17 protein-coding genes are annotated in these 15,019 nt (G+C 71.3%); 12 read left to right on the forward strand and 5 right to left on the reverse strand.

What is annotated here, in order from left to right:
* Positions 1 to 45: 45 nt before the first annotated feature.
* The 7 genes from ACIRJR_RS26030 to ACIRJR_RS26060 all read left to right on the forward strand — a co-directional run bounded on the left by ACIRJR_RS26030 (position 46) and on the right by ACIRJR_RS26060 (position 6,430).
* On the forward strand, positions 46 to 1,113 hold the full coding sequence (locus tag ACIRJR_RS26030) for a FecCD family ABC transporter permease (protein WP_403784833.1): 1,068 nt from the start codon (positions 46 to 48) through the stop codon (positions 1,111 to 1,113).
* A complete protein-coding gene (locus ACIRJR_RS26035) occupies positions 1,110 to 2,183 on the forward strand; it encodes a FecCD family ABC transporter permease (protein WP_403784835.1) in 1,074 nt (357 codons plus the stop codon). The genes ACIRJR_RS26030 and ACIRJR_RS26035 overlap by 4 nt, the downstream gene beginning before the upstream one ends.
* A 52-nt stretch (positions 2,184 to 2,235) precedes the next feature.
* Positions 2,236 to 3,057 (forward strand): ABC transporter ATP-binding protein, encoded by an 822-nt coding sequence (locus ACIRJR_RS26040; RefSeq protein WP_403784837.1) that lies wholly within the window; start codon positions 2,236 to 2,238, stop codon positions 3,055 to 3,057.
* 30 nt (positions 3,058 to 3,087) lie between these two features.
* Positions 3,088 to 4,110 (forward strand): ABC transporter substrate-binding protein, encoded by a 1,023-nt coding sequence (locus ACIRJR_RS26045; RefSeq protein WP_403784839.1) that lies wholly within the window; start codon positions 3,088 to 3,090, stop codon positions 4,108 to 4,110.
* Positions 4,111 to 4,183: 73 nt separating this feature from the next.
* Positions 4,184 to 5,134, forward strand: a complete 951-nt coding sequence (gene ppk2 / locus ACIRJR_RS26050; RefSeq protein WP_403784841.1) for a polyphosphate kinase 2 — start codon at positions 4,184 to 4,186, stop codon at positions 5,132 to 5,134.
* A gap of 43 nt (positions 5,135 to 5,177) precedes the next feature.
* Positions 5,178 to 5,714 (forward strand): DUF402 domain-containing protein, encoded by a 537-nt coding sequence (locus ACIRJR_RS26055; RefSeq protein WP_403784843.1) that lies wholly within the window; start codon positions 5,178 to 5,180, stop codon positions 5,712 to 5,714.
* 143 nt (positions 5,715 to 5,857) lie between these two features.
* Positions 5,858 to 6,430, forward strand: coding sequence for a GNAT family N-acetyltransferase (locus ACIRJR_RS26060; RefSeq protein WP_403784845.1), 573 nt, complete (start codon positions 5,858 to 5,860; stop codon positions 6,428 to 6,430).
* 43 nt (positions 6,431 to 6,473) lie between these two features.
* Here ACIRJR_RS26060 and ACIRJR_RS26065 read toward each other — a convergent pair whose 3' ends face one another.
* Positions 6,474 to 7,238 carry a DUF4097 family beta strand repeat-containing protein gene (locus ACIRJR_RS26065; protein WP_403784847.1) on the reverse strand — a complete coding sequence of 255 codons (765 nt, stop codon included), beginning with the start codon at positions 7,236 to 7,238 and terminating at the stop codon, positions 6,474 to 6,476.
* Between the two features lie 154 nt (positions 7,239 to 7,392).
* On the reverse strand, positions 7,393 to 8,790 hold the full coding sequence (locus ACIRJR_RS26070; protein ID WP_403784849.1) for a cellulase family glycosylhydrolase: 1,398 nt from the start codon (positions 8,788 to 8,790) through the stop codon (positions 7,393 to 7,395).
* Between the two features lie 702 nt (positions 8,791 to 9,492).
* Here ACIRJR_RS26070 and ACIRJR_RS26075 point away from each other — a divergent pair.
* On the forward strand, positions 9,493 to 9,729 hold the full coding sequence (locus tag ACIRJR_RS26075) for a hypothetical protein (RefSeq protein ID WP_403784851.1): 237 nt from the start codon (positions 9,493 to 9,495) through the stop codon (positions 9,727 to 9,729).
* 134 nt (positions 9,730 to 9,863) lie between these two features.
* Positions 9,864 to 10,910 carry a sigma-70 family RNA polymerase sigma factor gene (locus ACIRJR_RS26080; RefSeq protein ID WP_403784853.1) on the forward strand — a complete coding sequence of 349 codons (1,047 nt, stop codon included), beginning with the start codon at positions 9,864 to 9,866 and terminating at the stop codon, positions 10,908 to 10,910.
* Positions 10,911 to 10,969: 59 nt separating this feature from the next.
* Here the strand turns inward: ACIRJR_RS26080 and ACIRJR_RS26085 are convergent, their stop codons facing one another.
* Both ACIRJR_RS26085 and ACIRJR_RS26090 read right to left on the reverse strand, forming a co-directional pair.
* Entirely contained in the window at positions 10,970 to 11,221 is a 252-nt protein-coding gene (locus ACIRJR_RS26085) for a DUF397 domain-containing protein (protein ID WP_403784855.1), read from the reverse strand.
* Positions 11,218 to 12,039, reverse strand: coding sequence for a Scr1 family TA system antitoxin-like transcriptional regulator (locus tag ACIRJR_RS26090; protein WP_403784857.1), 822 nt, complete (start codon positions 12,037 to 12,039; stop codon positions 11,218 to 11,220). Before ACIRJR_RS26090 ends, ACIRJR_RS26085 begins: the two co-directional genes overlap by 4 nt.
* A 112-nt stretch (positions 12,040 to 12,151) precedes the next feature.
* Between ACIRJR_RS26090 and ACIRJR_RS26095 the strand changes: the two genes are divergently transcribed.
* From ACIRJR_RS26095 to ACIRJR_RS26105, 3 genes are read left to right on the forward strand one after another with little or no spacing between them, the layout of a single operon-like run.
* Positions 12,152 to 12,598 carry an ATP-binding protein gene (locus ACIRJR_RS26095; RefSeq protein ID WP_403784859.1) on the forward strand — a complete coding sequence of 149 codons (447 nt, stop codon included), beginning with the start codon at positions 12,152 to 12,154 and terminating at the stop codon, positions 12,596 to 12,598.
* Positions 12,599 to 12,613: 15 nt separating this feature from the next.
* Positions 12,614 to 13,654 carry an NAD(P)/FAD-dependent oxidoreductase gene (locus ACIRJR_RS26100; RefSeq protein ID WP_403784861.1) on the forward strand — a complete coding sequence of 347 codons (1,041 nt, stop codon included), beginning with the start codon at positions 12,614 to 12,616 and terminating at the stop codon, positions 13,652 to 13,654.
* Positions 13,651 to 14,286: an SAM-dependent methyltransferase gene (locus ACIRJR_RS26105; RefSeq protein ID WP_403784863.1), complete on the forward strand. Its 636-nt coding sequence runs from the start codon at positions 13,651 to 13,653 to the stop codon at positions 14,284 to 14,286. The genes ACIRJR_RS26100 and ACIRJR_RS26105 overlap by 4 nt, the downstream gene beginning before the upstream one ends.
* Positions 14,287 to 14,349: 63 nt before the next feature.
* Here ACIRJR_RS26105 and ACIRJR_RS26110 read toward each other — a convergent pair whose 3' ends face one another.
* Positions 14,350 to 14,964 (reverse strand): YceI family protein, encoded by a 615-nt coding sequence (locus ACIRJR_RS26110; RefSeq protein ID WP_403784865.1) that lies wholly within the window; start codon positions 14,962 to 14,964, stop codon positions 14,350 to 14,352.
* Between the last annotated feature and the right edge of the window lie 55 nt (positions 14,965 to 15,019).

Consider the following 15,019-nt stretch of genomic DNA (forward strand, 5'->3'; position numbering starts at 1 on the left):
AGGATCAGTGCACCACCGCATGCCGCCGTCCCGGGCGTACCGGCCGTGAACGGCCAGGTCCTCCGAGGAGCGAAGGAACAGAAGGCCCCGACAGCCGAGCGGCGCCGTGCGCGCAGCCGCCCCGTCCTGGCCCTCGGACTCCTCGCCGCCGTGGCCGTCCTGCTCCTGGCCGTCCTGGCGAGCCTCGCCGTCGGCTCGGGCGACGTGCCCTTCGGCGACGTACTGCACGGTGTGTTCGACCCGGACCTCGGCGTCAAGGGCCAGCTCATCGTCCAGGAAGTGCGCATCCCCCGCACCGCCGCCGGACTGCTGGCCGGTGCGGCGCTCGGCCTCGCGGGCACGGTGATGCAGGGCGTCGCCCGTAATCCGCTCGCCGATCCACAGCTCCTCGGCATCAACGCGGGCGCCTCCGTCGCCGTGGTGTGCTCGATCAGCTTCTTCGGGTTCACGCTCGCCACGCAGTACATCTGGTTCGGCTTCCTCGGCGCGCTCCTGGCCGCGCTCCTCGTCTACGGTGTCGGCTCGCTCGGCCGTGAGGGCGCCACCCCCGTGAAGCTGGCCCTGGCGGGCGCGGCCACGAGCGCCGTACTCACCTCCGTGACCAGCGCCGTCCTCCTCCAGGACCGTGACAGCTACGACCGCTTCCGTTTCTGGCAGCTCGGCGCGCTCACCGCCCGGGACGGCGACGTCCTGTGGCAGGTCTCCCCGTTCATCGCGGCCGGAGCGGTCCTCGCGCTGCTGCTCGGCCCGCAGCTCAACGCCCTGTCCCTCGGCGACGACCTGGCCCGCGGCCTCGGCCAGCGGGTCGGCCTCGCCCGGCTGACGTCGGCGCTCGCCGTGGTGCTGCTGTGCGGTGCGGCGACCGTCGTCGCCGGCCCGATCGGCTTCGTCGGCCTCGCCGTGCCGCACGCGGCCCGGCTCATCACCGGCCCCGACTACCGGTGGGTCCTGCCGTACAGCATGGTGCTCGCCCCGGTGATGCTGCTCGCCGCCGACATCGTCGGCCGCGTGATCGCCCCGCCCGGCGAGGTGCAGGTCGGTGTGGTCACCGCCGCGATCGGCTGCGTCCCCTTCATCTGGCTCGTCCGGCGCAGGAAGCAGGTCGAGCTGTGACCGCGCCCCGCCTTCGGGAGGCGCCCGACGCCCGCCTCGCGGACGCCGTACGGACCGTGGCCCGCGTACGCGGCCGGGGGCGCAGCCGCTCCGTCCTCGTGGCCGCGGCCCTGCTGGTCGCCGTGGTGGCGATGTTCGTCCTCTCGCTCGGCGTCGGCGACATGGTCCTGCCCATCGGCAAGGTCGTGGAGACCCTGTTCGGGGGCGGCGACGGCGGCTCGCGGTTCGTCGTACTCGAACTCCGCCTGCCCCGCGCCCTGCTCGCGGTCCTCGTCGGCATCGGTTTCGGCCTGTCCGGAGCCGTCTTCCAGTCCGTGCTGCGCAACCCGCTGGCCGCCCCCGACGTCATCGGTATCAGCGCCGGTGCGAGCGCGGTCGCCGTCACCGCGTCGCTGCTCTTCCAGGTCAGCGGCATCGCGCTGTCCGGGAGCGCCCTGATCGGGTCGATGGCCGCCGGTGCGGCCATCTACCTGCTCGCCTGGCGCCAGGGCGTCGCGGGCCAGCGCCTCGTGCTGATCGGCGTGGGCTTCGGCACCGGGCTGAGCAGTGTCGTCTGGTACGTGATGGCCCGCTCGGACACCGCCGACGCGCAGGAGGCGTACCTCTGGCTGACCGGCACCCTCAACGGCCGCTCCTGGGGGCAGGTGTGGCCCCTGCTGACCGCACTCGCCGTGCTCGTGCCCCTCACCGCGCTCACCGCACGCGCCCTGGGCCCCCTCCAGCTCGGGGACGACGCGGCGGCCGGTCTCGGCGCCCGGGTCGAACCCGGCAGGCTCGCCCTGCTCGGCTGCGCGACGGCCCTCGCGGGTGTCGCCACGGCGGCCGCGGGACCCGTCGGCTTCGTCGCCTTCGTCTCCGGCCCGATCGCCCGCCGGCTGGTGCCGGGGCGGGGCGCCGCGCTGCCGCACGCGGCGCTGACCGGAGCACTGATCGTCCTGGTCGCCGACTTCGGCGCCCAGCACCTTCTCCCGTCGGTCCAGCTCCCGGTGGGCGTGGTGACCAGCATCATCGGCGCCCCCTACCTGCTGCTGCTCCTGGCCCGCGCCAACCGCGGGGGCACGGGTGGCTGACGTGAAGACCTTCGAGACGGACGCAGGACGACAGGAAAGGCGTGGCCCCGCCGTGGCTGAGCACACTCTTCGAGCCGAGGACATCCGTCTCGCCTACGGCGACCGGGAGATCGTCTCCGGCCTGGACGTGAGCATCCCGCCGGGCCGCGTCACCGTCATCGTCGGCCCGAACGCCTGCGGGAAGTCGACCCTGCTGCGGGCCATGGCCCGGCTGCTCGCGCCGTCCCGGGGCGCGGTGCTGCTGGACGGCCGGAGCATCCAGGAGATGGCGACGAAGGAGGTGGCCGCCGTGCTCGGCATCCTCCCGCAGAGCCCGTCCGCACCGGAGGGCATCACGGTCTCCGACCTCGTCGGGCGCGGCCGTTACCCGCACCAGGGCTGGTTCCGGCGCTGGAGCCCCGAGGACGACGAGGCGGTCGCTCAGGCCCTGCTCTCGACCGGCACTCTCGACCTCGCGGACCGGCCGGTGGACGAGCTCTCCGGCGGGCAGCGCCAGCGGGTGTGGATCGCAATGGCGCTCGCGCAGCGTACGGACATCCTGCTCCTGGACGAGCCGACGACCTTCCTGGACGCCAGCCACCAGCTCGACGTCCTCGACCTGCTCACCGACCTGAACCACGAGCACGGCGTGACGATGGTCGCGGTGCTGCACGACCTGAATCTGGCCTGCCGGTACGCCGACCACATGGTGGCGATGAAGGACGGCCGGATCCTCGCGGAGGGCAGGCCGTCCGACATCGTGACGGAGTCCCTGGTCGGCGAGGTCTTCGGGATGCGCTGCTCGGTGATGGAGGACCCGGCGTCGGGCACGCCGATGGTGGTGCCGCTGGGCCGCCACCACGTGCGGGGCGCTGCGGCCCACCCGGCGCACTGATCATTCATAGGTTAGGCTAGCCTAAGCGGCATGAACGATTCCGCTCCCCGCTCCCACCGTGCCCGTCGCACCCCGGCCCTGATGGCCGGAGTCGTGGCGGCCCTCCTCGTCGGCCTCACCGCCTGCGGTGCCTCCGACGACAACGCAGGCTCCGCCTCCTCCTCTGACGGCGCCGCGAAGGGGGCCTTCCCCGCGAAGGTCGCGACGAAGTTCGGCGAGATCACCGTCGACAAGGCACCCCAGCGCATCGTGGCGCTCGGCTGGGGCGACGCCGAGACCGTCCTCGCACTCGGTGGGCAGCCCGTCGGGGCCAGCGACTGGCTGGCCTTCGGCGGCGAGGGCGTCGGACCGTGGGCCAAGGGGATGTACGAGAAGAAGCCCGAGATCATCGGCACCCTCGAGCCCGAGTACGAGAAGATCGCGGCCCTCCAGCCCGACCTGATCCTGGACACCAAGTCCAGTGGCGACCGGACGCGTTACGACACCCTCAGCAAGATCGCCCCGACCGTGGGCGTTCCCGAGGGCGGGGACCAGTACAAGCAGACGTGGGAGAAGCAGGCCGAGATGGTCGCCGCCGCCATGGGCGTCCCCGAGAAGGGCGAGAAGCTCATCGCGGACACCGAGGCGAAGTACGCCGACGCCGTGAAGGCGCACCCCGAGTTCAAGGGCAGCACGATCACGCTCGGCTCCCGCACGTCCGAGGGCTTCGGCGCCTACGTCTCCGGCACCGGGCGGGTCGACTTCGTCGAGCGTCTCGGCTTCGAGAACAACCCGGCCGTCGAGGCGAAGGCCGGCGAGGGCTTCTCCGTCTCCGTCTCCAAGGAGAACCTGGACCTCCTCGACGCCGACCTGACGGTCATGGCCCCGATCGGCATCCCCGCCACCGACATCAGCGAGGACCCGCTGTACAAGGCCGTCCCGTCGGTGAAGGCCGGGCACTCCCTGGTCTTCGACGACCAGGGCATCAGCCAGGCGTTCGCCACCGACTCGGTCCTCTCGACGGCCTACGCGCTGGAGAAGGTCGTCCCGCTCTTCGCCGAGAAGCTGAAGTAGCCGGGCATCGCCCTCCCCGGGCCCCGCACCGCTTTGGTGGCGTGGGGCCCGGTCGGGTGACACGCTGGACGGTGTGGACCATGACCGGGTGGAGAAGCAGCTGCTGGACGGCCTGACCGTCGACACCAGCAGGCCGGAGCAGCCGATCCTGCTGGACGAGGCGGGCAGGCCGATCAAGACCTGGCGGGAGAACTACCCGTACGACCGCAAGATCCGCCGCAAGGAGTACGAGCGGATCAAGCGCGTCCTGCAGATCGAGATGCTCAAGCTGCAGCGGTGGACGAAGGACACCGGCGCCCGGGTCGTCGTGGTCTGCGAAGGCCGGGACGCGGCCGGCAAGGGCGGCACCATCCAGCGCTTCACCGAACGCCTCAACCCCCGTGGCGCACGCATCGTGGCCCTGGACAAGCCCACGGACCGCGAGCGCGGACAGTGGTACTTCCAGCGCTACGTCGCCCACCTGCCGGCCCCCGGCGAGCTCGTCTTCTTCGACCGCTCCTGGTACAACCGGGCCGGCGTCGAACGAGTCATGGGCTTCTGCACCCCGTCCGAGTACGAACTCTTCCTCCGGCAGTGCCCGGCCTTCGAGGAGATGCTCGTCGACGACGGCATGGTGGTCGTCAAGTTCTGGTTCTCCGTCTCCCGCGCCGAGCAGCGCACCCGCTTCGCCATCCGGCAGGTCGACCCCGTACGCCAGTGGAAGCTCTCGCCCACGGACATAGACTCCCTCGACCGCTGGGACGACTACACCACGGCGAAGATCGACATGTTCCGTGCCACCGACACCCAGCACGCGCCCTGGACCGTCGTGAAGAGCAACGACAAGCGCAGGGCCCGCCTGGAGGCGATGCGCAGCCTCCTCGCGCGCATCGACTACGCGGCGAAGGACGCCGAAGCCGTCGGCAGGCCCGACCCGCTCATCGTGGGCGCCGCCGCCACCCTGCTGGAGCCGGGCGAGGAGGACACCGCCCTCTCACCCACCCGGTTCGCCCCGAACGCCGAGGGGCCCGGCGCGCACCCGTGACCCGTGCCGGGCTACCGGCCGGGAGAGTGGGCAGGGTGGAGGGATGACGACTCGGGGAACGTCCGTGCTGGTCGACGTCCGGAAGTACGACGGCGGGGTCAGCGGACGGTGGACGGCCGTGCGGCTGGGGGAGGACGAGCACGGTGTGTGGCTGGGCACGGCGAGGGGCGTCCCCGTCGCCGCGTCCGGGGGCGGCTGGACGAACCGGTTCGACCACGTGCTGCTGGTCCCGCGCGACCAGTGGTGGATCGCCACGTTCTGCGCGGAACCGGGCCCCGAGGTCTACTGCGACGTGTGCACCGTCCCGGTGTGGGACGCCGGCGGCACCGTGTTGCGCACGGTCGATCTGGACCTCGATGTCGTACGGTTCCGCGGCGGAGACGCGTACTCCAAGGACGAGGAGGAGTTCGCCGAACACCGGGTGAGTCACGGCTACCCCGCGAGCGTCGTCGAAGGCGCCCTGGAGGCCTGTGCCCGGCTCATGGAGGCGTGCCGCGGTGAGGGCGCCGGCACGGAACCCTTCACCTCGGCGTACCGGACCTGGCTCGATCTCATGGCCGGGGACTCCGGGCACCGGTGAACCTGTCCGTGAGGCGGGAGGGCCGAAGCCGGCGAATCGGGTTCCCGCCGCCTTCCGGAGCCCTGGACGGGCAGTTCCGGTGTCCGGTGCCGTGTCGTCGGGGGATGCGCGTGTCACCACGCGGGCCGTGGCATCGTGGCGCCATGACCATCGCAGTCCGCCCGGCTTCCGCCTTCGAGGATGTCCGTACCCTGGTCGGCCCGAAGTCACCCGGGGCCAACGTCTGCTGGTGCCTGAGCTACCGGATCCCGTCCAGGCTCAACAACGAACTGCGCGGGCCCGCGCGCGGTGAGTACGTCGCCGGGCTGTGCCGTGCGGAGCCTCCGCCCGGAGTGCTCGCCTACGACGGCGACGAGCCGGTGGGCTGGGCCGCCGTGGCGCCGCGCTCGGACACCACCTTCGCGCGCAGCCGCAGGATCCCGCACGTCGACGCCCTGCCGGTCTGGTCGCTGTGGTGCGTCCGTGTGCGCCCAGGCCACCGTGGAAAGGGCATCTCGCACGCGCTGATCGAGGGTGCGGTCGAGTTCGCCCGTTCCCACGGCGCACCGGCCATCGAGGCCTACCCGCTCGACAACGGTGGTGCCGAGGTCGACCTGACCATGGCGTACGCCGGGATCCGGAAGAACTTCGAGCGGGCCGGATTCGCCCACGCCTCCGACACCACCTCGGTGCTGGCCGGTCACCCCCGCGTTCTGATGCGGCTCGACCTGCGCTGACGGACCGGCCCGGGGCCGGGCGCCGGTCCGGGCACGCCGCCGCTCAGTCGCGTGCTGCCGTGACGTCACCGTTGACGGTGGAGAGCGACATCTCGTGACCGGCCTTGTCCGTCGCGCTCGGGACGGTGACCGAGGTCCGGCCGTTCCGCGCGGTGGCGGTGGTGCGGTAGGCGGGGGCGTCGTGGGGGAACGACACCCGGACCGAACCGTTGGTCGTGAGCGCGGTGAGCCCGGCGGGCGAGGTCGCGTTGCCGATCGCCACGTCCCCGTTCACGGTCTCCGCGTGCAGGTGCGCGGAGCGCAACGTGCCCGCCCGGACGGAGCCGTTGCGGGTGGTGAGCCGGACCGTGGCGTCATCCCGGCCCGAACGGGTCACCGTCACATCGCCGTTGACCGTGGTCAGGTCCAACTCGGCCTCGATGCCCGCCGCGTCGACGCCCGCGTTCCTCGCCGTGACCGTGACGGACGTACCGGCGGGGACGCCGACCACGGGCATCCGGGGGCAGCCGGGCAGATCGCGGCCGTCGTCGTCCTCGCAGGCCAGGTCCAGGGTCCAGGTGTCGTCATGGCGCGACCAGCCGCTCGTGACGTGCCGGTCGGCAGTGGCCCGGTCGCCTTCCGCCGGCCGCAGCCGCACGCCGTTCTCGGTGGTGATCAACAGGTGCGACCCCGGGGAGAGGCCGGGCGGTGACAGTCCGAGACGCCCGTCCGGGCCCCCGTCGTGACCGCCGCCGCACCCCGCCGTCAGGGGCACGACGGCCAGCAGTGCGGCGAGAGGCCATCCGTGGCCGAGGGTTCTGGTGTCCATGCCTGCTCGTCTTCCCGGAGCCGGGCCGTCCATGGCACGGTCCTGGCCCCGCCGGACCGACCGCCGACGTGCCGGGGCCGGCCGGCCCGGGCACGCCGTGCGGTCGACGGCGCGCCCGGTCCCGTGTCCCGGAGTTCCCGACGGCCGGGGGAGGTCAGCTCGTGGGGAAGCTGTCCGGCGTACTGATCCGGCTCTTGAGCAGGGCTCCCGACTCCGTCAGCACACCGCTGCTGCTGTAGTCGCCACCGCCGCAGGTCCCGGGCTTGAACGCCGCGCTGCTCTCGGGTGCGTCGGAGTAGGTCCAGTTCGCGTAGCTGATCTTCCGCTGGTCGAGCAGGTCCAGCCAGGCCGTGGTGCTCGCCCGGTCCATCGCTCCGCCGCCGGTGGCGCTCACCGTGCCGAACTCGGAGACGAACAGGGGGAGTCGTGAGGCCGCCTGGCTCAGTGTGGCGCGGTAGTTGTCCTTGTGGCTCGCGGCGTAGAAGTGGAACGCGTACATGATGTTGGTGGCGTTGACCGGGCTGTTGACGACCTCGCTCTCGTTGGAGCCGTCGGAGACCCCCAGTGAGGACCAGCCGCGGGTGCCGACGATGACCACGGCGTCCGGGTCGGCGGCCCTGATCACGGGGATGACCTGCTCGGCGTAGCTCTTGATGCCCGCCCAGCTCACGCCGTTGGGCTCGTTGGCGATCTCGTAGATCACGTTCTTCTTGGCGGCGTTGCGGGCGGCGACGGACGCGAAGAACGTCTTCGCGCGGGCGAGGTTGTGGTTCGGGTCGCCCGGCGTGAGGGTGTGGAAGTCGATCAGCGCGTACATGCCGCGGGCCTCGGCCATGTCGACGAGGCCGTTCACCTTGCTGGTGAAGCCCGCGGGATCGGTCTCGTAACCGTCCTCCTGCACGTACATGGCGGCGCGCAGCAGGTCGGCCTTCCAGTCGTTCGCCAGCGCGTCCAGGGACGCGGTGTCGTAGCACTGGCTGAACCACTGGAGGCCGTGCGTGCTCATGCCGCGCAGCTGGATGGGGCGGTCGTACTGGTTGCACAGGTTCACGCCGCAGACGTGGAGTTGGCCGTTGACGTCCACGGGGGTGCCGTTGTCGTCGCCGTCTCCGTCGTCGCCACCGTCACCGGGCGGGGGCTCCTCTTCGAGGGAGCCCGTGCAGGCGACGCCGTTGAGCGTGAACGCCGTCGGCTTCGGGTTGGCGCCCGTGAAGGTGCCCGTGAACCCCAGGTCGGCCGACGCGTTGGTGGCCAGCGTGCGGTTCCAGTCGACGCCCGCGGCGGTGACCGCGGAGCCGGACTGCGACCAGGTGGCGTTCCAGCCCTGGGCGATCTTCTGTCCCGCGTCGGGCAGGGAGAACCCGAGAGTCCATCCGGTGAGGGGTGCACCCAGGTTGGTGACCTTCACCCCGGCCTGGAAGCCGCCCGTCCACTGGCTGGTGACGGTGTAGTCGACCTTGCAGCCGGTGGCGGCCGCCGCCTGGGGAGCCACTGCTGCCGTGAGGCCCAGGACTGTCGCACAGGTCGCCAGTAAGGCGAGTAGGCGTTTCATAGCGTTCCTCCTCGTGGGGGTGAAGCGGAAACAGCACCATGGGAGCGCTCCCAAAGCCCATCGGGGCGAGACCGTACACCGGTGCGCGGGGGTGCGTACAGAGATTCGACAGGCATTCGACGAAGAGCGGCCCGGCGGGCGGGCGCGGGATCCGGCCGGGCGGGCCGGGGGGTGAGGTCCTCGGGCGGTCCGGCCGTCAGGCCGCTCGCAGGCCCGGACCCGGAGCCCCGGGGCGACGTGCGGTGCACGCTGCCCCCCGACAGCGCGGGGCGCCCCGTCAGGCCCCCTGCGGCAGATCTGCACACGGTGCATGCAGGTGGCGCGCGGCCGGAGACCGTCCCGCGCGGCCGGACCCGGTGCGGCGCGTCCACAGCCGGGAATGTCTCTTTCGCTGCGGCTTAAAGACGTGGTCGCCCGGCTGTCCGTCGGTCAGCGAAGTGAAGAAGCTGTACCGGTCCGAAGGGTGATGTGAGCGCACCGTCCTTTCGTCGCGGAAAAGCCTGAGGAGGCCCTGCCGGGCGGGTGGCTTCCCCCCGAGCTCACGTGCTTACATCCTCCACATCGCGGAAGCCGCACAGGAATGTGCCGCATCCCTCGGGCCCCACATCGAGGCGCCGGCAACCGCGAAAGCGGCAAGGGCCTTCTTTCCTGACGGTGCCGGCCCCTGCCATTTTCGGAATTGACGCGAAGGGAATTCACATCATGAGCTCCGCCCCCCAGGTGCAGACCCAGGAAATCTCCGACGCCGACCTGGACAACGTGTCCGGTGGCCTCGGCGGTGCGGTTTCTCTCGACGCGCCGGTCGTCGGCGGCATCGCGGGTGGCGTCAGCGCCGGCCTGACGGGCGTGGCGCCGCTCGCGGGCGGCATCGCGGGCGCCGTCGGCGCCAACGTGCTGGGCGTCGCCGGGATCGGCTCCGCCACCACGCTCTCGGCCTGATCCACGCTCTCGGCCTGATCCGACAGCGAGCCCGTATGCCCCGATGCCGACCCAGGCCGCGGGGCATACGGGTCGTGGGGCACCGTGATCGGGCACATGGCGAACCCTGAACCACGGACCAGAGGGCTTTGAAGGTGAAGGACTCAGGTACCGCTCGTCGACCGCACGGTCCGGGCAACCGGTGGGAACTCGTCTGGAGCCACCGGGACGAACTGCTGGAGATGGCGCGCAGCCGCTCGGCGAGCGCCGAAGAGGCCGAGGACGCCGTCCAGGAAGCGATGATCCGCGCGGTGGAGGATCCCGACGTCCAGTACGGCCGGGTCCGCTCATGGCTCAGGCTCGCGACCGTACGCGCGTGCGCCGACCGGCGTCGCCAGGTCGTCCGGGACTCGGAGTTGAGCGAGAGCCTCTCCGCCACCCTCGCCGACCCGTGCATGGTGGAAGAGGCGGCGTGTGACCGGGCGGAGGCCAGGTGGCTGGCCGCCCGCAGCGCGGAGTTGCTGCCCGCACGCCAGGTGGAGGCGCTGCGGCTGCGGTCCCAGGACCTCGACGTCGGCCAGGTGGCCCGGACCATGGGCCTGAGTTACCGGGCCACCGAGTCACTGCTCGCCCGGGCCAGGCGCTCACTGCGCAACGCCCTGGCCGGAGGCCTCACGCTCGCCATGACCGTGTGGCTGTCCGTGCGGAGATTCCCGCGTACGGGGGTCACCCAGCAGGCGGTGGCGGCATCGGCGGCGGTGACGGTCACCGTGGTGGGACTGACCCTGCCCGCCGATTCCCCCGCCCGACCGGAGAGCCGGCCTCCTGCGGACAGCTTCACCCCGCCGGCCGTGGAGGCTCCCGCTCCCCGCGTGACTCCGGGAAGTTCTCCCACGCCTTCCGCTTCCCCGGACTCCACCGACCGGAAGATCCGGGACCATGCGCGGCCGACGCCGAGGAAGCCGCCGAGAACGCGCGAGCCGTCGAATGCGGCAGTCGTGGAGATAGAGATCGGATTCGGCGAGCGCGCGACCGTACTACGACCGGTGGCCATAGCGGCGTCGATTCCGGACCTTCGTGTCGACGTGCCCGAAATCGATGTCCCTGAAGTGCCGCCGGCGCCGGTCGATGTCTCCACCGAAAGGCCCACCGTGCTACCGGATCTGGATCGGACCGGCCGACAGGGAGTACTTTCCCGCTGAGCCTTCTCCTTGGCTGTCGGCCCGGCCCGGCACCTGTGTGATCCGGGGGAGATCTGCTGTCAGAGGGCGGCGCGGACGAACGCGGCCCAGGCGGCCGGAGGCACGGTCAGCACCGGGCCGTCGGTGACCTTGGAGTCGCGGATGTGCACGGCGGAGGGGTGTGCGGCCACCTCGACGCAGGCGCCGCCCTGATCGCTGCTGTAGCTGGACTTGTGCCAGTCGTAGGCGACTTCGAGACAGTCGCCGCCCTCGCTGCCGCTGTAACTCGACTTGAACCAGGCGAGCGCCGTGCCGTGTGCTGCGCGGGTCATGACTCTCCAAGCAGGTCGTCCAGTAGGCGCATGCTTTCCTCGGGGGAAAACGCCTGCGAACGCAGCATCCCATATTTCTGCTGCAGCACACTGACCTCGTCGAGGTCGTCCAGCAGGACGCTGACCCGTTGTCCTTCGATGTAGGCGAGTTGATCGTGGTCCGGGGTCTCCAGCAGCACCATGGGACCGTCGAGGGCGGCGTGCGTCTCCCGGTTCGTGGGCATGATCTGGACCCCCAAGCAGGGTAGCTCCGCGCAGCGCCGCAGATGCCTGAGCTGTTCGCGGAGTACGGCCATGCCTCCGAGGGGCCGGGCCAGAATGCATTCCTCGATCAGGAAGTTGGCCATCAGCCGGGGCTTGCGCTCGAACACGCGCTGCCGGTCGAGCCGGGCTGCGAGGCGTTCATCCAGCTCGTCGTCTTCCAGGGGCGGGTAAAGGCTCGCGAAGACAGCGCGTGCGTACGCCTCCGTCTGGAGCTGCCCAGGCACCACCTGATTCTGATACGACAGCAGTGTCACCGCCTCCTGCTCGTACTCCACGAAGTCCTGCACGAACGCCGGGAACCGCTCCCTCTGCGGCACCTTCGCCACCGCGACCGACAACACCCCCTTCGTGTCCAGCAGTTCGTCCAACTGTGCCGCGAAGTCGGCCTGGAGCGGGCGGCGGCCCTGCTCGATCGAGGCGATCGTGTCCTCGCCCACGCAGAAGCGGTCGGCCAGCGCGGCCTGGGTGAGCCCGGCCGCCCGGCGGAAGGCCGCGACCTGGGCGCCGATCACATGCCAGGACGTGACCCGCTTGTTCCTCTTCGCCGAGTGCATGAAGTGCCTTTCCCCGTACGCGGGTCCTGGCGGACCCGTCTGCGCTCGTACAAACGCGGTGTACGACCTGACGCGGTGAAGAACTCTAGTCACGTTCTGTGACAGTCGTCGGGTGAACGAATCAACTCAACTCATCGACTTCCGCGAGGCGTTCTACCGCCGTGAGCGCAGGTCCGTCCCCCTCGCGCGCCAGTTCGTCCGGGAGGCGCTGCTCGACTGGGCGTGCGAGGTGGATCTCGGCGACGTACTGCTCTGTGCAGGTGAGCTGGTCACCAACGCACTGGTCCACGGTGTCCCGCCCGGGAGGGGCTTCCGGGTCCGGCTGACATGGGGGAGCAGGCTCCGGATCGAGGTGCACGACAGCGGCGGGGGCCGGGTCGGGGTGCCGTTGGCCCCCGGCCCCCTCGCCGAGTGCGGGCGTGGGCTCACGCTCGTCGGGGCGCTCTCCGACGCGTGGGGGGTGGGGGAGCGGGATCCCGGGAAGACCGTCTGGTGCGAGTTTGCCGGTTCGGCAAGCAAGCTTGTCGAAGTGGCGCCTGGCGCGCACCATCTCCCGTAACAGGAGGTGATCCGCATGAGCGAGACGAACCAGCGGTACGACGTAGTGGTGATCGGCGGTGGGGCCGCCGGGCTGAGCGGGGCACTCGCCCTGGCCAGGGCCCGGCGTTCCGTGCTCGTGATCGACTCGGGCAGCCCGCGCAACGCGCCCGCGTCCCACGTGCACAACTACCTCGGCCGGGAGGGGACCCCGCCCTCGGAGCTGCTGGCCACAGGCCGGGCCGAGGCGGCGGGCTACGGGGCGGAGATCGTCCAGGGCAACGTCGTCTCGGCCGAGAAGCTGGCCGGCGGCTTCCGCGTCGTACAGGAGGACGGGACCACCGTCCACGCCCGACGGCTGCTCGTGACCACCGGGATCGTGGACGAGCTGCCGGCCGTGGAGGGCCTGGCCGAGCGCTGGGGCAGCGAGGTGCTGCACTGCCCGTACTGCCACGGGTGGGAGGTGCGGGACAGGCCGGTCGGCATTCTGGCGAGCAGCCCCATGGCCGTGCACCACGCGCTGCTCTGGCGGCAGTGGACCGACGACGTGATGCTGTTCCGGCACGACCAGCCCGACTTCAGTGACGAGGAGTACGAGCAGTTCGCCGCGCGGGGCATTTCGGTGGTGGAGGGCGAGGTGGCCGCGGTGGAGGTGGCCGACGACCGGCTCACCGGCGTGCGGCTGGCCGGGGGCACGGTGATCCCGCGGGATGCGCTCGTGGTCCAGCCGCGCTTCACCGCCCGGTCGGCGGTGCTGGAGGGACTCGGCCTGGCGCCCACCGAGATGACGATGGGCGACCACGTCATCGGCACGTACATCGCGGCCGACCCCGCCGGGGCGACCGACGTGCCCGGCGTATGGGTGGCCGGTAACGTCGCCAACCTCATGGAGCAGGTCGTCGGAGCGGCGGCAGCCGGGCTTAAGGCGGCCTCGATGATCAACATGGACCTCGTCACCGACGACACCCGCCGGGCGGTCGACGCCCGCCGCGCACCCTTCTCGGCCGAGGCCGAGCGCCAGGTCACCGAGCGCGTGCTCGGGGACCGCCGTCATGGACTTCAGGAGACGACACGATGACCACCGACAGCACCCGCACCGACGCCGAGATGTGGGACGACCGGTACCGCGAGAGCGACCGGATCTGGAGCGGGAACCCCAATGCCGCCCTCGTCCGGGAAGTGGACGGGCTCAAGCCGGGCCGCGCCCTCGACCTGGGATGCGGGGAGGGCGCCGACGCGGTCTGGCTCGCCCGGCAGGGCTGGAAGGTCACCGCCACCGACATCTCGCGGGTGGCCCTGGACCGGGCGGCCGGTCATGCGGCCGACGCCGGTGTCACGGACGGGGTCGACTGGCAGTGGCACGACCTCGGGGTGTCGTTCCCCGAGGGGGAGTACGACCTTGTCTCCGCCCAGTTCCTGCACTCGATGGGCGACCTGCCCCGCGACGAGATCCTCCGGCGGGCGGCGTCGGCGGTCTCCCCGGGCGGAGTGCTGCTGATCGTCGGACATGCCGGCTTCCCTTCCTGGGAGCACGACCACCCGGACGTCGAACTGCCGACGACGGACGAGGTCCTGGCCTCCCTCGAACTCCCGGAGGGAGAGTGGGAGGTGCTGGTCAGCGCGGAGCACGAGCGCGTCCAGAACGACCCCGACGGCAATCCGACCACCCGGACCGACAACGCGCTGAAGGTCCGCCGCACCGCCGGATGACGCCGAGCGCCCGCCGGCCTCCCCCGAAGGGAAGGACCGGCGGGCGCGCTCGGTTCCGGAGGGTCAGGCCTGCGGGGCGGCCTTGATCGCGGAGATGTCGAAGTTCAGCTTGACCTTGTCGCCGACCAGCACGCCGCCGGTCTCCAGCGCGGCGTTGTAGGTCAGGCCCCAGTCGGAGCGCAGGATCTCGGCGCTGCCCTCGAAGCCGACGCGCTGGTTGCCGTAGGGGTCGGTGGCGGAGCCGTTGAACTCCAGGTCGATGGAGAGCGGGCGGGTGACGTCCTTGATCGTCAGGTCACCGGTGACGCGGTACGTGTCGCCGCCGAGCTGCTCGGCCTGGGTGGAGCGGAACGTCATGAGGGGGAACTTCTCGGCGTCGAAGAAGTCGCCGCTGACCAGGTGGCCGTCGCGGTCGGTGATGCCGGTGTCGACGCTGGAGATCCTGACGTCGATGGACGCGGTGGAGGCGGCGGGGTTCGCGCCGTCCAGCACCAGGGTGCCCTCGTGCTCGCCGAAGGAGCCGCGCACATTGGTGACCATGGCGTGACGCACGGTGAAACCGATGCTGCTGTGCGCCGGGTCGATCGTGTAGGTGCCGGTCAGGGCGGCCAGTGCCGGGTCCACGGCGAGGGTGGCGGTGGTGGACGGGGCGGTGTTCTTGCGGTTGAACAGAGCCATGGCTCCTCCTCGGGACGTGGTCCGGCGCGTTCTGTACGACAGCCCGCCGAACGTT

The organism is Streptomyces sp. NPDC102402, assembly GCF_044765765.1.
Classification (GTDB): domain Bacteria; phylum Actinomycetota; class Actinomycetes; order Streptomycetales; family Streptomycetaceae; genus Streptomyces.